Here is a 25,925-nt window from a genome sequence, read left to right as displayed (position 1 = left end):
GCCTGGAGGCGCGTCACCGGTCTCGTGGACCGGCACCGCGCCTCCAGGCGGTCACCTCGGACCGTGTCGGTCAGCCGACGATCGCGGCGGTCCGCCGGTACACCTCGTCGGTGTGCGTCGTGACGTCGGCGTGCACCGCGCGCAACGCGTCGTAGACGGGCGCCGTCCCCGGGTCCGGCGCGAACCGGTCGCGCTCGACGACCATGGCCGCCACGGCGGCGCCGAACGAGGGGTGCACCCCCGTCGCGACCGCTGCGCAGATCGCCGCACCGCGGCCCGCCGCGCTGTCACCGACCACCCGGATGGTCGGCGCCTGGAAGACGTCCGCCATCACCTGCATCATGAGGTCGGAGGAGGACCCGCCTCCCGAGACCACGACCCGCTCGTAGCGCGTGCCGAGCTCCGCACCCATCGCGTCGCCCCGCTCGCGCATCGTCATCGCGATCCCCTCGAGGATCGACCGGTACACGTGGGCGCGACCCTGCCGACCGTCGAAGCCGAGGATCGAGCCCTTCCGGAAGCGGGCCTCGGCCGGCGCGAGCCAGTCGAGCACGGTCAGCAGGCCGTCCGACCCGGCGGGGACCGTGGCTGCCTCCCGGTTGAGCCGGTCCTCGACGCGCTCGCCGGAGGCCTCCGCCGCGGCCGCCGCCTCCGGACCGAGCAGGTCGCGGAACCAGCTCACCGTCCACATCCCGCGCCGGATCCCGCCGGACTCGTACAGGTACGTGCCGGGCTCCGAGCCGAAGTTCGTCCAGAAGTCGGAGGCGTCCCGGATGTTCCGGTCGCCCACGGACATGCCCGCGATGTACGTCCCGAGGGACACCAGCAGCGTGGAGGGGTCGAGCAGCCCGCAGCCGAGCGCCTCCACGGCCTTGTCGTTCGCCGTCGCGACCACCGGTAGGCCGACCGGCAGACCCGTGGCCAGCGCGGCCTCGGGCGTGACCGTCCCGAGACGCTCCCCGGGGTCGACGAGCTCGAACAACTGGTCGCGGCGCATGCCGGTCGCGGCATACGCCTGCTCGTCCGTGCTCCAGCGCCACGTGTCGGTGTCCATCGGCCACACGCCCTGGTAGTTCGCCGCGGTGTCCCGGAAGGTGCCGGTCAGTCGGTGCGTGACGTAGCCGGACGACGTCGTCACGTAGGCGACGTCGTCGTGCTCGGCCACGAACGGGGCGCCGACGCGGGCGTCCATCCAGCTGAGCACCGGCTGCGCGAGCGAACCGTCGGCCCGCAGCACCGCCCGGCAGAACCGGATCGTGCAGAGCCCCACGCCGACGATCTCGGACGGGTCCCCGGGGAACGCCGCCATCGCCGTCCGGCACGCTGCGGCGATCGAGTCCCAGATGTCGTCGTCGGGATGCTCGACCACGCCGGGGGCCGGGGTGTGGTTCGGGCGGAGCGGCACCCGACCCTCGGCGACGACGCCGCCCCACTCGTCGAAGACGGTGACCTTCGACGACTGCGAGCCGTTGTCGATGCCGACGAGGTACCGCGTCACGGTCGGGCGTTCCCGAACTGCGTGTCCGGGTCGGCGGCGGCCGGCTGGATCGCTCCGGCGGCGGGGAACACCGTGCCCTTGTTCATGATGCCCTTCGGGTCGAACTGCGCCTTGAGCCCCGCCATGATCGCGAAGGCCGAACCGTGCTCCTCCTCGACCCACGGCGTGCGGTACTTGCCCACACCGTGGTGGTGGACCATCGAGCCGCCGTGGCGGAGCGCTTCCTCGACGATGATCGCGTTGAGGGGGATGTGGTACTTCTCGATCTCCTCCTCCGGCGAGCAGTCGATCCGGTAGTCGTAGACGAAGTACATGTTCGTGCCGGTCTGGTAGCTGTGCGACGAGTGGCCGCCCAGCATCGTGAGGTCGTCGGCGTACGGGTACTCCTCGCGGATGCGCCGCATGACGGCGTCGTACACGTCGCCGACGGCGGACCAGTCGGCGGAGACCTCGGTCGTGTAACCGAGCTGTCGGTCGCGGAGCATGACCTGCTTCTCGGCGTCGATCTTGTCCTGACCCCAGTTGAGGTTGTCGAACCACGCCTCGATCAGTGCCGGGTCGACCTTCTCGTGCTCGTGCTGGTCGAGGACGCGCTGGATCTCCGCGCTCGTCGCCCGGACGATGCCGGCCGGCCCCTCGGCGACGAACACCACGACGCACTTGCCCTTCGAGAAGTGGGAGAAGTGCTGGTTCGCGTCCTCCGGCGAGTACAGGCGGACGACGCTCGGCTTGAAGCCGTTCACGATCACCTCGCGGAGGATCGCGATCCCGGTGCGCATGTCGTCGACGAGGGCACCGTGGAACTCGTTGTTCTCCGGCTGGTACTTGAAGACCTTCACCGTGACCTCGGTGATGACGCAGAGCGCACCCTCGTTGCCGATGACGACGTGGCGGATGTCCGGACCGGCGGAACGTCGCGGGACGGCCTTGATGCGACGGACCGCGCCGCCCGGGAACACGGCCTCGAGCCCGACGACCATGTCCTCGATCGCACCGTAGAGCGTGGAGAACTGCCCGATCGAACGGGTGGCGACGAGGCCGCCGTACTGGGCGAGCGGCTTCGACTGCGGCGAGTGGCCGGTCGTCAGCCCCTGCTCGCGGAGCTGGTCCTCGAGGCGCTGGAGCGGCACGCCGGCCTGCACCGTCACCTGCATGTTCTCCTCGTCGATCCGCAGCACGGCGTCCATCCGGGAGCAGTCGAGGACGATCGTGTCGACGACGCTCGTCTCGAGGCCGCCCTCGGTGCCGGTGCGTCCCGTCCGCGGGACGATGTTGACGAGGTTGTCGTTCGCGAACGCGAGGACCGCGGCGACGTCCTCGGTGGACTCGGCGTTGACGATGGCGACCGGGGTCGGGGCGTCGTAGATGCCGTGCACCGACTGGTACTTCTTGAACCGGTCGACGCTGGCGTCCTTGAGGTGCTGGTCGTCCGTGTCGATCTGGTCGGGGCGGACGATGTCGGCGAGACGCTGCAGGATCTCGGCCCGGTCGAGGGTGGCGATCGAGTCGATCATGATGTGAGCCCTTCGTTGGTGTGTTTCTTGCTCTGGTCTTGGGGTGTGCTGCCTGGAGGCGCGGGGCGCGGCCGCCCCGCGCCTGGTGTCCGTGACGTGGCCGGGTCTACCGCACGAGGTACCCGCCGTCGACGGTCAGCGTGTGGCCGTTGACGTAGTCCGAGGCCCGGGACGCGAGGAAGACCGTCGCCCCCATCAGGTCGGCGACGTCGCCCCAGCGGCCCGCCGGGATGTGGTCGAGCACGCGCTGGTTCGTCTCCGGGTTCGACCGGGTCTGCTCCGTGATCTTCGTGGCGAAGTAGCCCGGTGCGATCGCGTTGACCTGCACGTTGTGCTGGGCGAGCTCGTCGCAGTACGCCTTCGTGAACCCGACGATGCCGTGCTTCGTCGCCGCGTAGGCGGGCGACCACTGGCCGCCGAGGAACGCGAACAACGACGCGATGTTGATGATCTTCCCGGAGCCCTGGGCGACGAAGTGCTTCGCGACCGCGTGCCCGAGGGCGAACGGTGCCGTGAGGTTCACCGCGATCATCGGGTCCCACTTGGCGCGGTCGAACGCCTCGACGTCGTCGAGGAGGCAGATGCCCGCGGAGTTCACGAGGACGTCGACCCCGCCGAGCCGCTCGGTGCAGGCGTCGACGATGCGGGCCGGGGCGTCGTCCGCGGTGAGGTCGACCTCGAGGAACTCGTAGCGGCGCCCCTCGGCCTCGACGAGCGCCCGGGTGGTCCCGTCGTCGTCGACCACGCTCGGCACGAACACGTCGGCGCCGGCCTTGGCGAGGGCGAGGGAGAAGGCCTGCCCGAGGCCGGAGTTGCCGCCGGTGACGATCGCCCGCTTGCCGGCGAGGGAGAACAGGTCCATCGAGAAGTCACGGATGTCCATGGGGGTGGGTTCCTTTCGTGGGAGGGGCGGGGATCAGGCGGCGACGACGACGTCGGCTGCCTCGCGGCGACGCACCTCGCGCCGGCGGATCCGCATGGTCAGGGTGGTGAGCAAGATGCCGAGGAGGGCTGCGCCGAGCAAGACGGCGAACATCGTCGTGAACCCACCACCCTGCTCCGGCACGCCGTTCGACGGGTCGCCGACCCACCAGGCGCCCAGGGCGGGCAGGAAGGCGTCCGGCAGGTAGGCGATGCCCGATGCCAGGCCGATCACACCACCGCGCTGGGCGAGCGGGACCTCGACCTCGCCGACCTGGGCCCAGTAGATGCCGCGGGAGGTGAACACCGCGACGCACATCACGATCATCAGTGCGACCGCGACCCAGACGAGCGCGGGGTCGTGCGGCAGGACCAGGAACCCCACCGCACTGACGGCGGCGACGACGAACGCCCAGCGGAGGAACGCGGGGGACGACTTCGTCCACCGATCGACGAGCACGCCGCCGGCCGGGCCACCCACGATCTGGAAGACGTAGGTGCGGATCACGCCGATGGCGCCGAGCAGCACGACCGGCACCGCGAAGCCGTCCTGCAGCAGCGGCGTGAGGTACCCGAGCAGCGTGTAGAAGCAGTACATGAGCATGATCGAGAACCCGATCAGCCACGTGTACTTGTTCCGTGCCGCCGCGGCGAGCTCCCGGAGCGACACGGCCTGCCGCTCGACCTGCCCGAGCGCCGCGCGGTCGGTGCGGACGACGAACAGCACGAGCACCGCGAACACGAGGCAGAGCACGCCGTAGATCCGCATCACCCAGAGCACCCCGCTCGAGTCCGCGATGGCGGCGGCGACGATCCCGGCACCGATGAACCCGACGATCGTCGAGGTGATGCCGCGGACGCCCTCGAGCCAACCGAACAGCTTGCCCTGCTCGTCCGCCGACCCGAGCATCGAGATGAGCTTCACCAGCGACGACCAGTACAGGCCCATCCCGAGCACGGCCATGAGCACGTGTGCGATCACGACCCCGGTCTCGTCCGGCACCGTCGACAGCCACAGGTCGACGAGTCCCATCCCGGCGAGGGCGACCACGATGAGGGCCTTCGGGGAGAACTTGTCGGCGAACCACCCGCCGCAGAAGTACATGAGCACGGCGACCGCGCCGAACACCGAGGTGATCTCGCCGTAGCGCTGGATCGACAGGTCGAGTGCGTGCGCGGTGTCGGCGAGGAACACGAACCGGATGTAGGCGACCTGGAAGATCGCGCCGCCGGTCATGGACAGGACGATGAAGCTCGTCAGTCTGCGTGCCTTGGTCAAGACCACTCCTTCGTGGTGGTGGGGGAGAACGTGGTGGGGGGACAAAAAAAACAGCGACACCCCAGCGCTGGTGCGCTGCGGGTGCCGCTGTTCTCTGAGGTCTGGAGCGACTGCCGCCCCGAGAGGGCGGCCGATCTGCAGTTGTGCGTTCCGGCTCGGGTGACGTGCCGGATACGACGTGAACCGTAGCCGATCGAGCCGAGGAGGACAACTCAGCTGGCGCGCATGTCGACGACGTGCATAATGATCTGGCTCGGAATGTGAACGTGCACATCGGCGTGCCACGGCCCCGGGCAGGAACGAGTAGCAATGGCGTCGACGCGGGCACAGCAACCGCGGTCGCCCAGCATCCGCGACGTCGCGCGGGTGGCAGGCGTGTCGCACCAGACGGTGTCGCGGGTGCTCAACAACTCGGACGCGATCCGGGCGGAGACCAGGGACCGTGTCCTCGCGGCCATGGAGCAGCTGCAGTACCGGCCGAACCGTGCTGCCCGCGCGCTGGTCACCAGCCGGACGCACACGATCGGCGTGCTCACCGCCCGTCGGGCGCACTACGGTCCGGCCGTCGCGCTCCAGGCCATCGAGGACGCGGCGATGGCACGCGGCTACTCGGTCACGACGGCCAACATCACCGATGCGACGGACGCCGCGGTGCGCCAGGGCCTCGGGCACCTGCTCGACCTCGACGTCGAGGGCATCGTGGTGATCGCGCCCCAGCAGCGGGTGTTCGACCTCATCGAGGAACTCGGGATCCGCACGCCGTACGTCACCATGCGCTCGAGCGTCGGCGAGGACCCGACCGCCCTGTGGGTGGACCAGATGGAGGGCGCTCGGCTCGCCACCGCCCACCTGCTCGACCTCGGCCACGAGTACGTCCGGCACATCGCGGGACCGCAGGACTGGATCGAGGCGGACGCCCGCATGCAGGGCTTCCTCCGCGAGATGTCCGATCGGGACATGCCCGTCGTGCCGCCGATCCTCGGCGACTGGACGGCGGACTTCGGCTACCACGCCGGCCGGGAGCTCCTGCGGTGGCGGGACTGCACTGCGATCTTCTGCTCGAACGACCAGATGGCCCTCGGGGTCATGCACGCGGCACGCTCGTACGGCCTCGACGTGCCCGGTGACCTCTCCGTGGTGGGCTACGACGACATCCCCGAGGCGAAGCACTTCTGGCCGCCGCTCACCACGGTGCAGGTGGACTTCGCCGAGCTCGGGCGGCGGTGCGTGGACCTCCTGCTCCCGAGCGAGGACGAACTGCTCCGGCCGATCGACATCGTGCCGCAGCTCGTCGTGCGCGGGTCCACGGGAGCCCCGCGGAAGCGCTGACGCGCCGCTGGCCGTCCGCGCCTCCCGTCCCGCCCTGGCCGCCCGCCCTTCTGGTCGCACGACTGGCCGCTCACCTCTCCGCCCGGCGGCATGTCGTGCGACCGGAACGACCGCGGGCGGCGCGTCGTGCGACCGGAACGACCGCAGGCGGCACGTCGCGCGACCGGAAGGGGCACGGGAACCCGCGGACGTCCACGCCGCGCGGCGCCCACCACCCCAACGTGGGGGGCGTCCCGGAGGCAGTTCCGCCGGATCACGCGGGCCGTTACGAAAACGCGACCAATCCGAATTGACAGCCGCGCCGATCCCGTGCGTAGTATTACCTCCGTTCCGCCGATGTGAACGGTCACATGCACCGTCACCGAGCAGGACACCGGACGCGACAACGAAGTCCACACAGCCCTTGTGTGCCTTCGGTGCCGCAGCAGAACCACCCGAACAACTGCCGCAACGACAGCGGCAGAAGGAGATGCACCGTGGCGTCAACCCCGATCGACACCGGACTCGAGACCCGGTCGATCACCGCACCCGAGACGATCCTCGAGATGCGCTCGATCACCAAGGAGTTCCCTGGTGTCAAGGCGCTGTCCGACGTCTCGCTCAGCGTCCGTGCCGGCGAGATCCACGCGATCTGCGGCGAGAACGGCGCCGGCAAGTCGACCCTCATGAAGGTCCTCTCCGGCGTGTACCCGTACGGCACGTACGACGGCGAGATCGTCTACGAAGGCGAAGAGGTCCGGTTCAAGGACATCAAGCAGTCCGAGCAGGCCGGCATCGTCATCATCCACCAGGAACTCGCGCTCATCCCCGAGCTCTCGATCACCGAGAACCTGTTCCTCGGCAACGAGCCGTCGAAGTTCGGCGTGATCGACTGGACGAGCGCCCAGCTGCGTGCGCAGGACCTCCTCGCCCGCGTCGGCCTCGACGAGGACCCGGACACCCAGATCAAGAACATCGGTGTCGGCAAGCAGCAGCTCGTCGAGATCGCGAAGGCCCTGCACAAGGACGTCAAGCTCCTCATCCTCGACGAGCCGACCGCGGCCCTGAACGAGAACGACTCCCAGCACCTCCTCGACCTCATCGTCGGGCTGAAGGCGAAGGGCATCTCGAGCATCATCATCAGCCACAAGCTGAACGAGATCGAGCAGATCGCCGACGAGATCACGATCATCCGTGACGGCAAGACGATCGAGACGCTGAACGTCAAGGGCGACGGCGTCAACGAGGACCGCATCATCCGCGGGATGGTCGGCCGTTCGCTCGAGTCCCGCTTCCCGGACCGCACCCCGAAGATCGGCGAGACGTTCTTCGAGGTCCGTGACTGGACGGTGCAGCACCCGCTCGACGCCTCGCGTCTGGTCTGCAAGGGCTCGACCTTCCACGTGCGCCGCGGCGAGATCGTCGGCTTCGCGGGCCTGATGGGCGCCGGACGCACCGAGCTCGCGATGAGCATCTTCGGTCGGTCCTACGGCAACTGGCTCGGCGGACAGATCATCAAGGACGGCCGCGAGATCAAGGTCACGAACGTCCAGCAGGCCATCGACAACGGCATCGGCTACGTCTCCGAGGACCGCAAGGCCCTCGGCCTCAACCTGCTCGACTCGGTGAAGCGCTCGACGGTGTCCGCCGACCTGCAGAAGATCTCGAAGGCCGGCGTCGTCGACTCCCTCGAGGAGTACGACGTCGCCGAGAAGTACCGCAAGCTGCTCCGCACCAAGGTGCCCTCGGTCGAGGAGAACGTCGGCAAGCTCTCCGGCGGGAACCAGCAGAAGGTCGTCCTGTCGAAGTGGATGTTCACCGACCCCGACGTCCTCATCCTCGACGAGCCCACCCGCGGCATCGACGTGGGTGCGAAGTTCGAGATCTACGGCATCATCCAGCAGCTCGCGGCACAGGGGAAGGGCATCATCCTCATCTCCTCCGAGCTCCCCGAACTCCTCGGCCTCTCCGACCGGATCTACACGATCTTCGAGGGCCAGATCACCGCCGACGTCCCCGCGGACCAGGCCGACCCAGAAACCCTCATGCGCAGCATGACCTCCGCGCGGAAGGGCGCACTCGTCTCATGAAGAACCTGAAACTGCTCTTCGGCAAGGGCAACAGCATCGGCCAGTACGGCATGATCATCGCGTTGATCGCGATCCTGATCATCTTCTCGATCGCCACGAACGGGCTCATCCTCGAGCCCACGAACATCATCAACGTCTTCCTGCAGTACTCCTACATCCTCATCCTCGCGCTGGGGATGGTGATGGTGATCATCGCCGGCCACATCGACCTGTCGGTCGGTTCGGTCGCGGCGTTCACGGGCATCATCGTGGCGCAGTCGATGTCGGTGTGGCACTTCCCGGTCTGGCTCGCGATCGTCCTCGGCCTCGCCGTCGGCGCCGCGGTCGGTGCCTGGCAGGGCTTCTGGGTCGCGTTCGTGAAGGTCCCGGCGTTCATCGTCACGCTCGCCGGCCAGCTCATCTTCCGCGGTGCGAACCAGATCATCGGCAACTCGACCTCCGTCCCGGTCCCGGACGGCTACCAGCCGATCGGCGCCGGCTACCTCGGTGACTTCGGTCCGGACTTCGGGTTCTCGAACGGCACGCTGATCCTCGGCCTCGTCACCTGCCTGGTCCTCATCTTCATGGAGGCCCGCGGTCGCCAGCGTCGCAAGAAGATGCAGGCGGAGCTCGTCCCGCTCTGGGTCTCGGTCGTCCGCACCGGCGTGCTCGTGCTCGTCACCCTCGTCGCCACGTACCTCTTCGCCGCCGGTCCCGCCGGCACGTCGATCCCGATCGTCGCGATCATCCTCGGTGTCCTGACGATCATCTACGGCTTCATCACCAAGAACACGATCTTCGGTCGCCAGGTCTACGCGGTCGGCGGCAACGCGAACGCTGCGGTCCTCTCCGGCGTCAGCGCCCGCAAGGTCAACTTCTTCGTCATGATGAACATGTCGGTCCTCGCCGCGGTCGCCGGTATGGTGTTCGTCGGCTACTCGGGTGCCTCCGGCCCCGCGGACGGCACCGGCTGGGAGCTCGACGCGATCGCCGCCGTGTTCGTCGGTGGCGCCGCGGTCGCGGGTGGCATCGGCACGATCTCCGGCTCCATCGTCGGTGGTCTCGTGATGGCGCTCCTGTCGAACGGTCTGTCGCTGATCGGCCTCGAGTCGAACCGCGTCCAGATCATCCGCGGTCTGGTCCTGCTCGTGGCCGTCGCCTTCGACGTCTACTCGAAGTCGCAGGGACGCCCGTCGCTCATCGGCGGCATGATGCGCCAGTTCCAGAAGAAGGACACGGAGCAGAACACGGTGGCAGCGGCACAGCCCCGCTCCATCGAGGACCAGCCCGAGAAGGTCAACTCCCACTAAGACGTCGCGCCCGGTGGGCACCATCCACCGGGCGCACGAACCCCCACCACCAACAGCACCACTCCTCAACGAAGAGAAAGCAATCTCATGCGCAAGAAGCTCATCGCCGGCATCGGCCTGGCACTCGTCGCGGGCCTCGCCCTCAGCGGCTGCTCGGCTCGCGGCACCGACTCGGGCTCCGGCTCGGAGATCAAGAAGGGCGCCCTCATCGGTGTCGCCCTCCCGGCGAAGACCTCGCAGAACTGGGTGCTCGCGGGCGCCGCGTTCAAGAAGTCGATCGAGGACGCCGGCTTCAAGGCCGACATCCAGTACGCCAACGCCGGCAACCCGGTTCCGGACCAGCAGGGCCAGATCCAGTCGATGGTCACCAAGGGTGCCAAGGCGATCATCATCGGCGCCGCCGACGGTTCGCAGCTCGGCACGCAGGTCGCCGCGGCGAAGAAGTCCGGCGCGACCGTCATCGCCTGGGACCGCAACATCCTGAACACGAAGAACGTCGACTACTACGTCGCGTTCAACAACTTCAAGGTCGGCCAGCTGCAGGCGCAGGCCCTCCTCGACGGCATGAAGGCCAAGAAGTCGAGCGGCCCGTACAACATCGAGCTCTTCGCCGGTTCGCCGGACGACGCCAACGCCTCCGTGTTCTTCAACGGTGCGATGAGCGTCCTCCAGCCGAAGATCGACGACGGCACGCTCAAGGTCGTCTCCGGTCAGACGAAGTTCTCGCAGGTCACCACGCAGGGCTGGCTCGCGCAGAACGCCCAGTCGCGCATGACCGACATCCTGACGAAGTCGTACACGAGCGCCCAGCTCGACGGTGTGCTGTCGCCGAACGACACGCTCGCCCGTGCGATCCTCACCGCGACGAAGGCGGCCGGCAAGCCGAACCCCGTCGTCACCGGTCAGGACTCGGAGACCGCGTCGATCCCGCTCATCATGAACGGCACGCAGTACTCGACGATCTACAAGAACACCACGGAAGAGGCCCAGGCAGCCATCGACCTCGTGTCCGACCTCGCCGACGGCAAGACCCCGAAGACGACCAAGGACAAGAACAACGACAACGGCACGAAGGTCGTCCCGGCCGTCGAGCTGACGCCGATCCTCGTCACCAAGGAGAACGCGGTCGAGGCCTACAAGGGCAACGACACCCTCGAGGCGCTCGCCAAGAAGGGCTGATCTCCCCAGCACCACGAAGGGCCCCGTCTCGCTCCGGCGAGACGGGGCCCTTCCGCGTTCCGGGCGTCCACGGAGACGGACGGGAGGCGCGGGCCGGCCGGCACCGCGCCTGCCGTACGTCACGCGCTCACGTTCCCGGCGCCTCCCGTGTCGGCCGCCCGTCCGGTCCGGTGCGCGGCCCGCAGCCGGTGCACGGCCTCGCAGAGGGACGGCACGTCCACCCGCGCCGTCCCCAGGACCACCGCTGGTGTGGTGTCGAAGTAGCGCCGGGTCAACCGCTCCCCCAGGAGCGACACCCGGGACCACGGGATGCCCGGCTCCGCCGAGGTGACCGCGCTCGGCAGCATCCGGACCGCCTCGCCGATCTCGACGAGCCGCATCCGGACGGCGTCGTACACGAGGTCCTCCGGCAGGGCGTCGTCGTCGACGTACCGCTGGATCACCCCGCACGCACGGATGACGTCGTCGAGCCGGTCCCCGACGTCACGACTCACAGCGGGACCGCGTCCCGGACCGCGTCCGCACCCATGCCCGCCGCGTCCACGACGTCGACCCGGACCCCGAGGAGATACTCGGCGCCGTCCTGGATCCGCATGAGCGCGAAGATCCCGAGCCCCGGAGCCAGGTCGACCATGAGGTCCACGTCGCTCGCCGGGCCGTCCTCGCCCCGGGCGACGCTGCCGAACAGCCGGGGGTTCCGGCCGCCGAACCGGTGCACGATCGCGAGGAGCTCCCCGCGCGCGGCCGCCACCCGATCGCGGAGCGGAGGCGGTTCCTCGACGGGGTGCAGGTCGATCGCGGTCGTGAACCCCGCAGCGAGCAGGAGCCGCTGCAGCGCGGCGAGCGACGGCTCACGGCGGCCGTTCTCGTAGGTGCTGATGACGCTCTGCGTGACGCCGGCCCGGTCGGCGAGCTGCACCTGGGTGAGCTCGGCGCGGAGGCGGGCGTCACGGATGAGGCCGGCCGCCGACACTGGCGGTGCGGGCCGAGGGAGAACTGCGGACATGCGGCCACGATACACAGAATGCGACATTTGACGAGGCACATCTGACGATTCGCAGCGCCCGTCCGCGGAGATTGCGGAGCGCGATATCGCTCCGCGGCTATGACCGGCGGGACACGTCCGTCCGCAGGAAGTTCTGCGCCGAGCGGGACGGCGTCGGCCCGCGCTGGCCCTGGTACCGCGACTGGTACTCCGCCGACCCGTACGGCTTGTCCGCGGGGCTGGACAGCTGGAAGAAGCACAGCTGCCCGATCTTCATGCCCGGCCAGAGCTTGATCGGCAGGGTCGCCACGTTCGAGAGCTCGAGGGTGACGTGCCCCGAGAAGCCCGGGTCGATGAAGCCGGCGGTCGAGTGGGTGAGCAGGCCGAGACGACCGAGCGAGCTCTTCCCCTCGAGCCGGGCCGCGATGTCGTCGGGCAGGGTCACGACCTCGTACGTCGAGCCGAGCACGAACTCACCCGGGTGCAGCACGAACGCCTCGTCCGCGTCGGTCTCGACCAGGCGCGTCAGGTCGGGCTGGTCGACGGCCGGGTCGATGTGCGGGTACTTGTGGTTGTCGAACAACCGGAAGAACTTGTCGAGGCGGACGTCGATGCTCGAGGGCTGGACGAGCGAGGCGTCGTACGGGTCGAGCCCGATCCGGCCCTCGGCGAGCTGGGCGGTGATGTCGCGGTCGGAGAGCAGCACGCCGAGCAGCCTAGCGGCCCGGCGCCCGCGTCGATAAGCTGCGAGGCTGCCCGGCGTCGGGCGGCGCGATCGCGACGAGGGGGACCACCATGACCGCGTACACCGTGCACGAGCTCACCGTCCCGGCGACGATGGACGACGACCCGGTGGCGGTGCAGGCCTTCCGCGACTGGCTGCGGGTGTCCGACGCGGCCGAGGTCGCCGTGCACGGGCTCACCGAGCTGTCCTGGCGCCCCGAGGAGTACCTCCCGCTGTGCCACGAACCCGGCGCCCCGAGCCGACTGTTCGTCGTGCGCGACGACGCCGGCACCGTCGTGGCGTCCGGCTCGTACGACACGAAGCAGGATCCGAGCACGCCGAACTGCTGGCTCGCGGTCGGGGTCGCCCCCGAGCACCAGCGCCGCGGGGTCGGGACGCTCCTCGCCGACCACCTCGAGGCCCTCGCACGCGCCGAGGGCCGGACGCAGTGGAAGACGTACGCGGTCTCCCGGCAGGTCGGCCCCGGCGTCGGCCCCGGGTACCTGCCGGCACCCACGGGCGCCGGAGCCGTCCCCGAGGACGAGGCGGGCGTCCGGTTCCTCACCGGGCGCGGGTGGCGGTTCGGCCAGGTGAACCGCATCAGCCGGCTCGCCCTGCCCGCCGACCCCTCCGTCGTGCGCGAGCTGCACGACCGTGCCATGGCCGCCGCGGGTCCGGACCACCGCGTGCACACCTGGACCGGGCGGACGCCCGAGCGGTGGCTCGACGACCTCGCCGTGCTGCAGACGCGCATGAGCACGGACGCGCCGGACGGCGACATGGAGGAGCCGGAGGACGTCTGGACCGCCGACCGTCTCCGAGCGCACGAGGACGAGCTCGCCCGGGCGCCGCGCACGATGCTCACCGTCGCCGTGGAGCACGTGCCGACCGCGGCCCTGGTCGGCTTCACGCAGCTGGCCGTGCCGCACGACGACGGCCGCGCCGTGATGCAGTGGGACACGCTCGTCCTGCGGGAGCACCGCGGACACCGCCTCGGGTGGTTGCTCAAGGTGGTGGGCATCGAGACGGTCGAGCGCGACTTCCCGGGACGACCCTCGATCGTCACCTTCAACGCCGAGGAGAACCGGCCCATGCTCGACGTCAACGAGGCGGTCGGGTTCGTCGGTGTGGGCAGCGAGGGGATCTGGGAGCGACGCGTCTCGCTCGGCGCTGCGCCCGCGGCTGGATCCTGAGAGGAGAGAGCAATGGAGATCGGACCATACACGACGATCAGTACCCGGGCAGGCCTCGACAGCCGTGATCTGGAGGTGCTCATCCTCGACACGAACGTCGCAATCGACATCGAGCGGTTCTACTTCGGGGAAGTTCGACCCTCCGCTGACCTACGCGAGCTCCTGCTCGCGTTTCCCAACCGGGGACGATTCGAACACACCGTAGACATCAACTACGGATGGGCAGTCGCCGAGGCCACCTGGAGCCGACCGAAGCGGACCGTCGACGTCCTCCGTTACCGACGTATGACGCATGCGCTCGGTACGGTCTTGGACTGGTCCCCGGACGAAGTCCGTCGTGCGTTCGAAGCGCGTGTGCCACCAGCTGATCGGGATCGGGCATGGCCCCGGAAGGTTCCTCTGCCGAGGATCGCCGACATCCCGTCGCCGGAAGCGGCGATCAGCGTCAACTACGGCGTCCTGTTGAAGACGTTGCACGTCGCATCCTCCTACAAGGGGCTGCGTGGCAAGGCTGCCGAGCGGGCACTCGGCGAGGTCGTGGATTGGACCAGGGACACCCTCGGCGTCTTCGACACGTACGGGGTTCAGGTCGCGGTGGACCTCCTCTGCGGGGACGCTCAACGGAAGGGCGCCGCGCAGCGCCTCCTGAAGCACAGCGGGCCAGCCACCGCAGCGCGCCTCCGGGAGCGGGCCTCCAACGCGGCCTGGGACCTCCTCTTCACCCGCTTGTGCGACGGCTACACGTTCGGGCTGCTGCCGATGGAACGATCCGCCACGGCGAACGTCGTCACGCGGAACGTCGACCTGCCGTACCTCAGGTCCATCGTCGAGACCCTGGCTGTGTTCGATCTCGGGCGCCGATCGGAGAAGGCTCCCATGTCCAAGATGACTGCTTCGCTCGCGTCGCACGTCGATCCGGCCGCCGTCCGCGGGATCATCGAGGGCGGCCTTGACAGTGTCGCTTCCCTGGCACGGTTCCGACGTGATCCGGAGGAGATCGCACGGCAGGCCGATGCAGCCATCGCCGACCTCGAGCGGGCGCTCGACGCAGCGTGCTGACCGGCGGCGATGGACGACCAGTCGCATTCGTGGACGCCTGCCTCTCGCGCCGCTGACGCGCCGTTCAGGAACCGGCGGCGTGGGCCCAGTCAGGGCACCTACCATTGGACGGTCATGACCGTCACGTCACCCGAAACCCAGCCAGGAGGCGCGGCGCCGGAATCCGCGCCCGTCACCGCGCGCACGTCCACCGTCGCGACGGTCCTCGTCGTCGCCGTCCCGCTCGCGGTGGCGTGCTCGATCCTCGGGATGACGCTCACCGGCGCGTTCACCGCGAACCAGCAGCTGGTCTCCGCGGGCGACCTCGTCGAGTACGGCCTGCCGGTGGCACGCGTGGTGCACGACACGATGGCGGCGCTGACGATCGGCCTGCTCGTCGTCGCGGCGTTCGCGCTGCCCGCGCAGAAGCAGGACCACGGAGCGCTCTCGAGCGTGCAGCACCGAGCGACGCGCTGGGCGGCCGCGACGGGCGCGGTGTGGTTCCTCGCGGCGATCGTCAGCATCGTGTTCACGGGGGCGAACACCCTCGGCGTGCCGCTCACCAACCCGGTCTTCGCACGCAACTTCATGCTCTTCACGTTCCAGGTGGAGATCGGCCAGGCCCTCGTGGTGTCCGCGGTGGCGATCCTCGTCGCGACCGTCGTCGCTGCCTTCGCCACCCGCGTGACGACCCTCGCGGTGGCCACGGTCGCCGGGCTCTTCGCGCTGCTCCCCCTCGCGCTCTCCGGGCACGCCGCAGGCTCCCTGGAACACGCGAACGCGGTGAACTCCCTCGCGGTGCACCTCGTCGCGGTCTGCGTCTGGGCGGGCGGCCTCGTCGCCGTGGTCGCCCTGCGCACCCGGACGAAGGGCGCCACCGGCCGGGTCGTGTCCCGCTACTCGACGCTCGCCGGGTGGTCGTTCGCTGCGGTCGCGTTCTCCGGCATCGTGAACGCCTCGCTCCGGCTCACCGGGCCGCTCGACCTCGTCACGACGACGTACGGGTGGCTCATCACCGTCAAGGCGGTGATCCTCGTGCTGCTCGGGCTCGCCGGGGTCGTGCAGCGCCGGCGTCTCGTGCCCGGGCTGCTCCGCTCGCCGCTCGACCGGAGGTCGTTCGTCCGGTTCGCCCTCGCCGAGATCGTGTTCATGGCCGTCGCGATCGGCGTCTCCGTGGCCGTGTCGCGGTCGCAGCCGCCGATCCCGCAGACCCCCGAGACCGGTGAGGACACCCGCTCCGGTCTGATCGGCTTCCCGTACCCGCCGGCGCAGACCCTGCACACGTACCTCACCCAGTGGCACGTCGACTGGATGTGGCTCGGCATCGCCGTCGTGGGTGCGGGCTGGTACCTGCTCGCTGTCCGCAAGCTCCGGAAGCGCGGGGACGGGTGGCCGGTGGGCCGGACGATCGCCTGGCTGCTCGGCTGCGCGCTCTTCGTCTGGACGACCTCGGCCGGACCGGCCGTGTACGGGATGATCCACTTCTCGTCGCACATGGTCCAGCACATGCTGCTGATGATGTTCGTGCCGTTGCCGCTCGTGCTCGGCGGACCGGTGCTGCTCGCGCTCCGCACCCTGCCCGTCCGCAACGACGGGTCGCGGGGTGCGCGCGAGTGGCTCATGCTGTTCACGCACTCGCGCTACATGCAGTTCCTGGCGAAGCCGGCCGTCGCCGGGGTGATCTTCGCCGGCTCCCTCGTGGTGTTCTACTTCACGCCGGCGTACCAGTACGCTATGCAGTCGCACGAGTGGCACGTGGCGATGGTCGTGCACTTCGTGTTCAGCGGGTACCTCTTCTTCTGGGTGTTCGTCGGCGTCGACCCGGGGCCCGCGCGACCGCAGTACCCGATCCTCATCATCGCCCTGCTCGCGACGCTGGCGTTCCACGCGTTCTTCGGCGTCGCGGTCATGACGTCCGAGTCGGTGTTCGCGCTCGACTGGTTCCACGCCCTCGGGCAGACGAACGACGCGGCACTGCTCGCCGACCAGCACACGGGTGGTGGGATCGCCTGGGGTGCGTCCGAGCTCCCGATGGTGTTCGTGGCGCTGCTCGTCGTCCGGAACTGGGTGCGGTCGGACACCCGCGACGCCAAGCGCCTCGACCGCAAGGCCGACCGTGACGGCGACGCCGACCTCAAGGCGTACAACGAGCGTCTGGCGGCGATGAACGAGCGCGACTGACGCGCGCACCCGCTCCGCGGGCACGTCGGAGCGCGCCGGCGGAGCGCTTCGGCGCTCAGTCCCCGTGGACGATGCAGACCGCGTCGAGGTCCAGCGCGGCCTCGAGCGCGGCGGAGATGCCCGACTCACCGTCGGGACCGGCCGGGGTCACCGTGTCCACCCACCACAGGGGCGTCGGGAGCGTCGGCGCGTCGGGCAGGATGCGCTCGACCTCGTCGAACGAGTCGACCCGTCGCACCCCGAGCACGGTGATGACCGGGTGGGTGGCGTCACGGCACACCTGCACCATGGGGCCGTCGTCGAGCGCCCGGACGCCCCAGCTCTCGTCGTGCAGGAGCAGCGCCTCGGCGACGTCACGCGTCTCGACCGGTCCGCGGCAGAGCAGGGTGACGTCACGGGGCACGTCGACCGCCGAACACGTGGGATTCGTCGCCGAGGTGCCCGTCGAGCGTCCCCTCGTCGTGGGCGGGGTCGAGCGGGGCGCCTCCGACGAGCTGCAGGAAGCGTTCCTCGTCGATGCGGTCCAGGAACGACTCGAGCGCTTCCCATCCGTCGTCGAACCGGACGACGAGCCCGCCTCCGCCGAAGGTCGACGTCGTGGTGCGCGGCGGCGGCCACACACCGTCGCGGTCGAGGAACTCGGTGGCCTCGGGGCCGACGACGACGGCGAGCGGCGACGGCTCCCCGTGGGACACCGCACGCACGAGGTGGTCGGCGTCACCCCGGCGCTGCATCACGACCCCGAACACCGGTTCGACGTCGTCCGCCACGCGCCGCACGGCCTCGAGCAGCTTCGTGGCGAGCGTCGGGTCGACCCCGTCCTCGGGGATGGTCAGCACGGCGGACATCGTCTCGACGACGACCCCGTCGAGCAGGTGCGCGGTCATCGTCGCCGAGAAGCCCTCGCCCACGGCGTACGACGTCGAGACGGCGGGCGCCTCGTGCTTCGCGTACTGCGTCACGACCCAGCGGTCCCACGGGACGGTCAGCGGCTCGGCCGTTCCCCAGCGGGTCGGACAGGTCCCGACGGTCTCGCAGAGCGCCTCGATCGCAGATCCGATGTCGACGGCACGCCCGGGGTGGTGTCGCAGGGTCAGGTCGATGCTGATCTGCCGGACCGAGTCGGTCGAGACGGGGTGTTCCGGGGAGGGGGTCCCGACGAGTTCGGGTCCGCGGTGCACGAAGTCCTCGACGCCGGAGGCGGCGACGCCCGTGCGTCCGTCCCGCAGCGTGCCGTCGAAGTCGGCCACGGCCCACGCCGCGCCGTGAGCGCCGAGCGCGTGCCGGAGGGCGGGGGTGAGTGCCGCCTCCCGACCGGTGCGCAGCACGACGGTGCGCCCGGATTCCGAGGCCCGACGGAGCAGGGAGGCGAGCGCCTCGGTCAGCCACACGACCGGCGACGCGGAGTCGACCACGATCGCCGGGCCGACCACGTCGTCGATGAGGGGATGTCTGACCATCCGGGTCCTCCTCGGGTTCGGGGCGCTCGATCCACCTGGACGGTACACACGAGGACGACACCTGTCCGTCAGGCTGGCGGGCTCACAGCGGAGACACGGGTGCGGTTCGGGAGGCGCGGCTCGCGTCCGTCCCGCGACGCACGGTGGGCTCCCGGCTGGCGTCCAGCGGAGAATCCGCTAGGCTTGCCACGTCCCGCTGAGCGGGGTGCGCGAGTGTAGTTCAATGGTAGAACTCCAGCTTCCCAAGCTGGTAGCGCGGGTTCGATTCCCGTCACTCGCTCCGACACGAAGGGCCGCCCGACCGGGCGGCCCTCCTGCGTTCGGCGCACGTCCAGGGCGGGACGCGAAGGTGCTGGCATGCGTCTCGCCCTGCTCGTCCCCGGCGTCGTCGCCGCCCTCGTTCTCGCCGGCTGCAGTGGCGGGACACCCGCCGCGTCGAGGACCCACGGCACCGCCGCCCCGACCAGGACGGCGGTCGCGAGTCCGACGCCGACGATCGGCCCCGCCGAACGGTCCGCCGTCTCGAGGTCGATCAGTGCCCTCGAGCAGCAGTACGCGGCGACCGTCGGGGTGGTCGCGACGGACACCAGCTCCGGTGCCACCGTGGCGTACGGAGGGGACCGGCGGTTCGGGTACGCGTCCACGCTCAAGGTGTTCGCGGCTGCACAGTTCCTCCGCTCCGTGCACGGGAGCGACCGTGACGTCCGGGTGCGGTGGACCGCGGCGGACGTCGCTGCTGCGGGGCACTCCCCCGTCACGGCCGAGCACGTCGCCGACGGTCTGACCTCCGCCCAGCTCGCAGAGGCCGCCGTGCGGGACAGCGACAACACGGCGATGAACCTCGTCCTGCAGCGCATCGGCGGACCGCAGGGGCTCGACGCCGCGTTCCGGGAGCTCGGGGACCGCACCACCGAGGTCGTGCACGACGAGCCGTCGCTCAACGACGTCCGCCCCGGCAGCACCGACGACACCACCACGGCGTCCGCGTTCGCGGCGTCGCTCGCGCGGGTCCTCGACGGTCGGACGCTCTCCGCCGCGGACACGGCCCTGCTCGAGCGGTGGATGAGCGGGAACGCCACCGGCGACACCCTGATCCGCGCCGGCGCTCCGGCAGGGTGGACGGTCGCGGACAAGTCGGGCGGAGCCGGCGGCATCCGGAACGACATCGCCCGGGTGACCCGCCCGGGCGGCGGTCCGATCGTCATCGCGGTCCTCACGAGCCGGAACGACCCCGGGGTGGCGTACGACGACGCACTCGTGGCGAAGACCGCTTCGGTGGTCCTCGGCGCGTTCGGCGCCGCGGGCTGACGTTCCCCGGCCCACCCGTCACACGCCGTCGACCCCCACTACGCTCGGGACATGTCCTCCCCCGGCGCTCCGACGGTCGTCATCGGCGGCGGGGTCGTCGGCGCCGCCGCTGCGTCCTCGCTGGCCACACGCGGTGAGCCGGTCCTGCTCGTCGAACAGCACGGCCGCGGGCACGACCTGGGGTCATCCCACGGAGCGTCGCGGATCTTCCGGCAGGGGTACGCCGACGCGGAGTACGTCGCACTGACCACCCGTGCGCTCGCGCTGTGGGAAGCGCTCGAGGCCGCCGTCGGCCACCCGCTCATCGACCGCACGGGCGCCGTCGACCACGGCCGACCCGAGGTCGTCGACGCCATCGCCGCCGCGCTCGACGACGCCGGCATCCCGCACGAGGCCCTGACACCCGAGGAAGCGGCCGACCGGTGGCCGGGCATCACGTTCGAGGGGCACGTCCTCACCCATGCCTCGGCCGGCCGGATCCGGTCCGCCGAGGCGATCGAGGCCTTCCTGACCCTCGCCGCACGGGCCGGCGCCGAGCTGCGGTTCGACACCCGCGTGACCGGGATCGAGGACCACGGCGAGGACGTGACCGTCGGGCTGTCGGACGGCCACCGCGTACGGACGCCGCACCTGGTGGCGGCCGTCGGGTCGTGGGCTCCCACGCTGGTCGGCGACCTGTTCGCCGCACGCGGGACGCGCCTCCCGGCCCTCCGCATCACGCAGGAGCAGCCCGCCCACTTCCCCAGCCTCCTGCCGGACGAGGCGTGGCCGAGCTTCGTGCACTGGGCCGAGCACGACGACGTGTACGGCCTGCTCACCCCCGGCGAGGGCGTGAAGGTCGGGTTCCACGGCACCGGTCCCGTGGTCGACCCGGACCACCGCGACCGGACCCCGGTGGCGACGGAGGCCGCTCGGCTGCAGGCGTACGTCGAACGGTTCGTCCCCGGGGTGGACGCCACGCAGCCGACCTTCATCAGCTGCCTGTACGACAACTCCCCCGACGAGGACTTCGTCGTCGACCGCCGCGGTCCGGTCACGGTCGCGACCGGGTTCTCCGGCCACGGCTTCAAGTTCGCACCGCTCCTCGGGGAGCTGATCGCCGACCTCGTCGCCGGCGGGACCCCCTACCCCCGGTTCGCCCTGTAGTCCAGCGCGCGGACCGCTACGGTGGTGGCATGCGGATCGTCGTGGCGCCGGACTCGTTCAAGGGCACCGCGACGGCGACGGACATCGCGCTCGCCGTCCGCGACGGGTGGCTCGCCGAACGTCCGGGTGACGAGGTCGTGCTCGCCCCGATGGCGGACGGCGGCGAGGGCACGCTGGATGCGTTCGAGGCCGCCGTTCCGGGCGCCGAGCGGGTACCGGTCACCGTGACCGGGCCGGCCGGCACGCCCGTCGAGGCGTCCTGGCTCCGCCTGCCGGACGGACGCGCCGTGGTCGAGCTCGCCACGACGAGCGGGCTCCCGCTGCTCGACGAGCTCCGGCCGGACACCGCGACCTCGCGGGGCTTCGGCGAGGCGATCGCCGCGGCACTCGACGCCGGCGCGACCGCGCTCACCCTCGGCATCGGCGGCAGCGCGTCGATCGACGGCGGGGCGGACATGCTCCTCGGTCTGGGCGCACTGATCTCCCTCGCGCCGGACGTCCCCGAGCACCCGCCACGGATGCGCAGCGGCGCGGAACTCCTCGACGACGTGACCGGGGTGGACACCACGTGGATGCGACGCCTGCCGCCGGATGGGGCCGTCGTGCTCACCGACGTGACCGCACCGCTCCTCGGACCGGACGGTGCGGCTGCGGTGTTCGGGCCGCAGAAGGGCGTCACCGCCGACCGGATCCCGGTCTTCGAGGCCCGACTGCGGGACTGGGCGGAGTGCTTCTGGCAGGTCGACCGGACGACGCCCGGCGCAGGCGCCGCGGGTGGTGTCGGCTTCGCCCTGCTCGCGTGGGGTGCCACGCTCACGCCGGGTGCGCACGCGGTCGCCGAGGTCCTCGGGCTGCCCGCGCTGCTCGACGGCGCCGACGTGGTGATCACCGGCGAGGGGCGGTACGACGGGCAGAGCGCGGCCGGGAAGGTGCCGTCCGTGGTCCGGCACCTCACGATCGAGCACGCTCCCGGGGCGCGCTCGATGCTCGTCGCCGGGGCGATCGAGGCGCCGCTCGACGACTACGCCGCCGCCGCGTCCCTCACCGTCATCGCGACGCAGACCACGGGCGAGCCGTCGGACGCGCTGGCCGACCCGCTCCGCTTCGCGCGGATCGCCGGCACCCGCCTGGCCCGGATGGCCTGACGAGCCGGACGGCGATCCGCAAGTCGAGGGGTGTCCCAACGCAACCTCCCTCGCGGTGGCGCGCTCCACCACACTGGGGAGCGGGCCGGAACCGGCCCGGACGCACCACCCACGAGGAGACCATTGCGCACCGTCAACGCGTACGCGGCACCGTCCGCCACGGAACCGCTCGTCAAGACCACCATCACCCGTCGTGACGTCGGCCCGCACGACGTCGAGATCGACATCGCCTACGCCGGCGTCTGCCACTCGGACATCCACACCGTCCGGGGCGAATGGGGCGAGATCCAGTACCCGCAGGTCGTCGGCCACGAGATCGTCGGTCACGTCGTCGCGGTCGGCAGCGAGGTCACCAAGCACCAGGTCGGCGACCGCGTCGGCGTCGGCTGCATGGTGAACTCCTGCGGCGAGTGCGAGAACTGCGTCAAGGGCGAGGAGCAGTACTGCCTCAAGGGCAACATCCAGACCTACGCGGGCATCGACCCCGCCGACGGCTCGATCACCCAGGGCGGCTACTCGCAGGCGATCGTCGTGAACGAGGACTTCGTGCTCCGCGTCCCGGAGTCGCTCGACATCGAGAAGGTCGCGCCGCTGCTCTGCGCCGGCATCACGACGTACTCCCCGCTGCACCACTGGGGCGCCGGCCCCGGCACGAAGGTCGCCGTCGTCGGCATGGGCGGCCTGGGGCACATGGCCGTCAAGATCGCCGTCGCTCTCGGCGCCGAGGTCACCGTCCTGTCCCAGACCACCTCGAAGCAGGAGGACTCGCTCCGCTTCGGCGCGACGGCCCACTTCGCGACGAAGGACCCGGCGACGTTCGAGCAGCTCGCGAGCTCGTTCGACCTCATCATCAACACGGTGTCGGCGAAGATCCCGATGGGTGCCTACCTCGGTCTGCTCAAGGTCGACGGCACGCTCGTCAACGTCGGCGCACCGTCCGAGCCGCTCGAGGTCCCGGCGTTCGCGCTCATCCCGGCCCGCCGCTCCTGGGCCGGCTCCAACATCGGCGGCATCCGCGAGACCCAGGAGATGCTCGACTTCTGCGCCGAGCACGGCATCCTCCCGGAGACCGAGCTCATCGCTGCCGAGCAGATCAACGAGGCCTACGAGCGCGTCCTCAGCTCGGACGTGCGCTACCGCTTCGTCATCGACGCAGCGACGCTCGCCTAGCGTCCCGCCAGACGCCACCAGGGACGGACGGGAGGCGCGGTGCGGGTCCGCACCGCGCCTCCCGTTCGTCGGACGTGTCCGCAGAACGCGAGCGCGTCGTCCGACTCCCGCAACCGCCGACGGCGGGCGCGCGAACCAGGAAGACTCGACGAATGAGCATCACGGCACCGGAGGGATCCTCCGCCCTGGTGTCGGTGGCCGGCGACGACACTGACGCCGCGGTCTCCGACCTCGCCGGGATGTACGCGGGCCGATCCTGGCACTCCGGACGGACCGACGGCGACTACTGGTACCGCTACGTCGCGATCGGCGACGACGCGATGAGCATCCGGCGTTCCCAGATGCACGGCTCGCTGCGCGGGGACGTCGCCGTCGAGGGCGAGGTCGTCGTCCAGTGGATCGACTCCGGCAGCGCCACCATCGACGTCGGCCGTGACGAACAGCAGCTGCAGCACGGCGTCCCGGTGCTGTTCCCCATCGAGCGCCGGTTCGACATGGACTACCGCGACTGGGACCAGCGACTCGTGCACCTCAGCCGCGACCTCGTGCTCGACGTCGCCTCCGAGCAGTACCTCGTCGACGGGTCCGTCGACTTCGACCGGCACGCGGCGCCGACGGCAGCGTCGGTCGACCAGTGGCGCCGCGCGGTCGCCACGTCCGTCCGGGTCCTGCGCGACGAGGGCGTCGGGTCGCTCGCGTGGCACGAGGCGCAGCGCGACACCGCCCGCGCGCTGCTCGGGATGTACCGCTTCCGCGCCGAGGCCGCCCCGACCGGCTGGGACGAGCACCGCAACGCCCGGATCCGCACGGCGGTCGAGCACATCCAGGCGCATGCCCACGAGCCCCTGACGGTGTCGGACGTCGCCCGTGTCGCCGACCTCAGCGTGCGCGGGCTGCAGGAGGCGTTCCAGCGGACCCTCGACCGGTCGCCGATGCAGTACCTCCGCGAGGTCCGACTCCGCCGCGCCCACGAGGACCTCCTGCGCGCGGAGCCGGGTCAGGTCGCGGTCGCGGACGTCGCCGCTCGGTGGGGGTTCACCCACATGGGACGCTTCTCGGGCGAGTACCTGCGCCGGTTCGGCGAGTACCCGAAGCAGACGCTCCGTCGCTAGCCGACCGCGTCCCCTGACGGCAACCCGTTGCACCAGTCGACCGAGGCTGCGGCGACGCTGGCCTCGAGGGCACCGGACGACGCGTCGACGATGCTCACCAGGGCCCCGGTCGCGGACCTCGTCGCCACGGCGGCGAACTGGCCGTTCGGCGAGGGGCAGACCGCCGTCACGCTCGCGTCCTCCGGGACGCTGTCGACCAGCGTCGAGGTGCGACCCCCGGCGACGCGCACGATCCGCTGCGCGAGCGTCCCGTCCGGGCGCACGTCCCCGACCACCCGCAGGTAGCTGTCGTCCGTCAGCTGCGCGATGCGTCCGAGGTACGAGGCCTCGGTGCTCCCCGCGGGTGTGGGCAACGCGGCACGCTCGCCGTCCGTGAGGTCGAGCCGCTCGATCCCGGTCCCGGTCTCGACGACGGCCGTGGCGCCGGTGCCGACGAAGCCGTGCAGGTACGTCGCGCTGCCGAGCCGCACCACGTCGCTGCGTCCGCTCATGTCGACGAGCAGCAGATCGTCGCTGCTCGTCCGGACGAGGGCGCTCTCGGTCCGGGGCACGTACGCCCACTGCCCGACGCTCATCGGTGTCGCACCGACCACGGGCTCGCCGCTGCTGGAGATCGCCGTGGGGAGGTGCGTGCCGGTCATGTCGACCACGTACAGCCCCACGTCGCGGGACTGCCCTGCCGCCGTGTCGGCGTACTGGAAGCCGAACGACGCACCGTCGTCCGCGGCGTGCAGGGCGGTGACGCGCCCCCGGGCGGTGGGCAGGGTGAGGTGCTCGACGGGGGCACCCTCGTCCTGCACGCCCCGGGACAACGGCACGATGTCGACGGACGAGCCCGTGGCGGTGCCGCTCACCACCACGAGGAAGCGCCCGAGTCGCGCGTACTCGGAGATGCCGGTACCGCTGTAGACGGTCGTCGTGCCTCCCGGGCCGAGCGGGCGGTCGACGATCCGGTCCTTCCCGCCGCCGGTGCCCGGCACGAGCGCCAGGACGTCGGTGGTGCCGGTGCGGATCGACGTCCGGAGGTCCGACGTGGCCCGCTGCCCCGGGGCACGGACACCCACGACGGAGATCTCGTAGGAGCGGTCGTACGCGAGCGGCCCGGCGAACTCCACCGCGATCGTGTTCCCGCTCGACGTCACGGTGTGGGCCGCTGCCGGGCTGACCCGGACGTCGTCGGGCGTGACCGCCTGCAGGGCCTGGTTCGCGGTCAGGATCACGCGCTGAGCGGGCCGTGACACGAGGCCGCTGGCGTCGTACGAGACCTCGCGCAGCCGCGGCCCCTGCTGGGAGCCGACCACGGCGGCCGTCGTCCCGACCACGAGGAACACCAGCATCGTGGCGACGAGTCGACGACGGAACCGCTTCCCGGGACGGACGCGCAC

The 25,925-nt window shown here is 70.6% G+C and carries 22 protein-coding genes and 1 tRNA gene; 13 read left to right on the top strand and 10 right to left on the bottom strand.

The features are described from left to right. Positions 1-70: 70 nt before the first annotated feature. The 4 genes from ACTJKO_RS01930 to ACTJKO_RS01915 all read right to left on the bottom strand — a co-directional run bounded on the left by ACTJKO_RS01930 (position 71) and on the right by ACTJKO_RS01915 (position 5,212). Positions 71-1,498: an FGGY-family carbohydrate kinase gene (locus ACTJKO_RS01930; RefSeq protein WP_440685111.1), complete on the bottom strand. Its 1,428-nt coding sequence runs from the start codon at positions 1,496-1,498 to the stop codon at positions 71-73. After that, positions 1,495-3,012 carry an FAD-binding oxidoreductase gene (locus ACTJKO_RS01925; protein WP_440685109.1) on the bottom strand — a complete coding sequence of 506 codons (1,518 nt, stop codon included), beginning with the start codon at positions 3,010-3,012 and terminating at the stop codon, positions 1,495-1,497. Before ACTJKO_RS01925 ends, ACTJKO_RS01930 begins: the two co-directional genes overlap by 4 nt. A gap of 106 nt (positions 3,013-3,118) precedes the next feature. After that, positions 3,119-3,895, bottom strand: coding sequence for an SDR family oxidoreductase (locus ACTJKO_RS01920; RefSeq protein ID WP_440685107.1), 777 nt, complete (start codon positions 3,893-3,895; stop codon positions 3,119-3,121). Between the two features lie 33 nt (positions 3,896-3,928). Further along, complete coding sequence (locus ACTJKO_RS01915; RefSeq protein WP_440685105.1) at positions 3,929-5,212, bottom strand: MFS transporter; 1,284 nt, start codon at positions 5,210-5,212, stop codon at positions 3,929-3,931. 309 nt (positions 5,213-5,521) lie between these two features. Here ACTJKO_RS01915 and ACTJKO_RS01910 point away from each other — a divergent pair, with 309 nt between their 5' ends. The 4 genes from ACTJKO_RS01910 (at position 5,522) to ACTJKO_RS01895 (ending at position 11,078) form a co-directional block, all read left to right on the top strand. Beyond that, positions 5,522-6,541, top strand: coding sequence for a LacI family DNA-binding transcriptional regulator (locus ACTJKO_RS01910; protein ID WP_440685103.1), 1,020 nt, complete (start codon positions 5,522-5,524; stop codon positions 6,539-6,541). A 545-nt stretch (positions 6,542-7,086) separates the two neighbouring features. Further along, positions 7,087-8,610, top strand: coding sequence for a multiple monosaccharide ABC transporter ATP-binding protein (gene mmsA / locus ACTJKO_RS01905; protein WP_440685200.1), 1,524 nt, complete (start codon positions 7,087-7,089; stop codon positions 8,608-8,610). After that, positions 8,607-9,899 (top strand): multiple monosaccharide ABC transporter permease, encoded by a 1,293-nt coding sequence (gene mmsB / locus ACTJKO_RS01900; RefSeq protein ID WP_440685101.1) that lies wholly within the window; start codon positions 8,607-8,609, stop codon positions 9,897-9,899. Before mmsA ends, mmsB begins: the two co-directional genes overlap by 4 nt. 87 nt (positions 9,900-9,986) lie before the next feature. Beyond that, a complete protein-coding gene (locus tag ACTJKO_RS01895) occupies positions 9,987-11,078 on the top strand; it encodes a substrate-binding domain-containing protein (RefSeq protein ID WP_440685100.1) in 1,092 nt (363 codons plus the stop codon). A 119-nt stretch (positions 11,079-11,197) separates the two neighbouring features. Here ACTJKO_RS01895 and ACTJKO_RS01890 read toward each other — a convergent pair whose 3' ends face one another. The 3 genes from ACTJKO_RS01890 to dcd form a co-directional block, all read right to left on the bottom strand. Then, positions 11,198-11,572: a HepT-like ribonuclease domain-containing protein gene (locus tag ACTJKO_RS01890; RefSeq protein ID WP_440685098.1), complete on the bottom strand. Its 375-nt coding sequence runs from the start codon at positions 11,570-11,572 to the stop codon at positions 11,198-11,200. Further along, positions 11,569-12,084 (bottom strand): helix-turn-helix domain-containing protein, encoded by a 516-nt coding sequence (locus tag ACTJKO_RS01885; RefSeq protein ID WP_440685096.1) that lies wholly within the window; start codon positions 12,082-12,084, stop codon positions 11,569-11,571. The genes ACTJKO_RS01890 and ACTJKO_RS01885 overlap by 4 nt, the downstream gene beginning before the upstream one ends. Positions 12,085-12,181: 97 nt before the next feature. Continuing rightward, positions 12,182-12,769 (bottom strand): dCTP deaminase, encoded by a 588-nt coding sequence (gene dcd, locus ACTJKO_RS01880; RefSeq protein WP_440685094.1) that lies wholly within the window; start codon positions 12,767-12,769, stop codon positions 12,182-12,184. Positions 12,770-12,858: 89 nt separating this feature from the next. Between dcd and ACTJKO_RS01875 the strand changes: the two genes are divergently transcribed. The 3 genes from ACTJKO_RS01875 to ACTJKO_RS01865 all read left to right on the top strand — a co-directional run bounded on the left by ACTJKO_RS01875 (position 12,859) and on the right by ACTJKO_RS01865 (position 17,199). Beyond that, on the top strand, positions 12,859-13,980 hold the full coding sequence (locus ACTJKO_RS01875; protein ID WP_440685092.1) for a GNAT family N-acetyltransferase: 1,122 nt from the start codon (positions 12,859-12,861) through the stop codon (positions 13,978-13,980). Positions 13,981-14,055: 75 nt separating this feature from the next. Beyond that, entirely contained in the window at positions 14,056-15,039 is a 984-nt protein-coding gene (locus tag ACTJKO_RS01870) for a hypothetical protein (protein WP_440685090.1), read from the top strand. Between the two features lie 114 nt (positions 15,040-15,153). Beyond that, positions 15,154-17,199 (top strand): cytochrome c oxidase assembly protein, encoded by a 2,046-nt coding sequence (locus ACTJKO_RS01865; RefSeq protein WP_440685088.1) that lies wholly within the window; start codon positions 15,154-15,156, stop codon positions 17,197-17,199. Between the two features lie 55 nt (positions 17,200-17,254). On the opposite strand, the gene ACTJKO_RS01860 is transcribed toward ACTJKO_RS01865, so the two are convergent. Both ACTJKO_RS01860 and ACTJKO_RS01855 read right to left on the bottom strand, forming a co-directional pair. Continuing rightward, entirely contained in the window at positions 17,255-17,602 is a 348-nt protein-coding gene (locus ACTJKO_RS01860; protein ID WP_440685086.1) for a hypothetical protein, read from the bottom strand. Next, positions 17,592-18,659, bottom strand: a complete 1,068-nt coding sequence (locus tag ACTJKO_RS01855; RefSeq protein WP_440685084.1) for a DUF6177 family protein — start codon at positions 18,657-18,659, stop codon at positions 17,592-17,594. The genes ACTJKO_RS01860 and ACTJKO_RS01855 overlap by 11 nt, the downstream gene beginning before the upstream one ends. A 209-nt stretch (positions 18,660-18,868) precedes the next feature. On the opposite strand from ACTJKO_RS01855, the gene ACTJKO_RS01850 reads away from it, so the two are divergent. From ACTJKO_RS01850 to ACTJKO_RS01825, 6 genes are all read left to right on the top strand, one after another. Continuing rightward, a tRNA-Gly gene (locus tag ACTJKO_RS01850) sits at positions 18,869-18,939 on the top strand. A gap of 77 nt (positions 18,940-19,016) precedes the next feature. Next, positions 19,017-19,967: a class A beta-lactamase gene (gene bla / locus ACTJKO_RS01845; protein ID WP_440685082.1), complete on the top strand. Its 951-nt coding sequence runs from the start codon at positions 19,017-19,019 to the stop codon at positions 19,965-19,967. Positions 19,968-20,018: 51 nt separating this feature from the next. After that, on the top strand, positions 20,019-21,113 hold the full coding sequence (locus ACTJKO_RS01840) for an FAD-dependent oxidoreductase (RefSeq protein WP_440685080.1): 1,095 nt from the start codon (positions 20,019-20,021) through the stop codon (positions 21,111-21,113). 29 nt (positions 21,114-21,142) lie between these two features. Then, a complete protein-coding gene (locus tag ACTJKO_RS01835) occupies positions 21,143-22,258 on the top strand; it encodes a glycerate kinase (protein ID WP_440685078.1) in 1,116 nt (371 codons plus the stop codon). A 123-nt stretch (positions 22,259-22,381) separates the two neighbouring features. Beyond that, positions 22,382-23,428, top strand: a complete 1,047-nt coding sequence (locus ACTJKO_RS01830) for an NAD(P)-dependent alcohol dehydrogenase (RefSeq protein WP_440685076.1) — start codon at positions 22,382-22,384, stop codon at positions 23,426-23,428. A 152-nt stretch (positions 23,429-23,580) separates the two neighbouring features. Then, positions 23,581-24,540, top strand: a complete 960-nt coding sequence (locus ACTJKO_RS01825; protein ID WP_440685074.1) for a helix-turn-helix transcriptional regulator — start codon at positions 23,581-23,583, stop codon at positions 24,538-24,540. Here ACTJKO_RS01825 and ACTJKO_RS01820 read toward each other — a convergent pair. Further along, complete coding sequence (locus ACTJKO_RS01820) at positions 24,537-25,925, bottom strand: hypothetical protein (protein ID WP_440685072.1); 1,389 nt, start codon at positions 25,923-25,925, stop codon at positions 24,537-24,539. The genes ACTJKO_RS01825 and ACTJKO_RS01820 overlap by 4 nt on opposite strands.

The sequence above is a fragment of the Curtobacterium sp. 22159 genome, assembly GCF_052045775.1.
Taxonomy (GTDB): domain Bacteria; phylum Actinomycetota; class Actinomycetes; order Actinomycetales; family Microbacteriaceae; genus Curtobacterium.
Note: the sequence above shows the minus strand (reverse complement) of the source record. Positions and strands in the feature narration are given on the sequence as shown.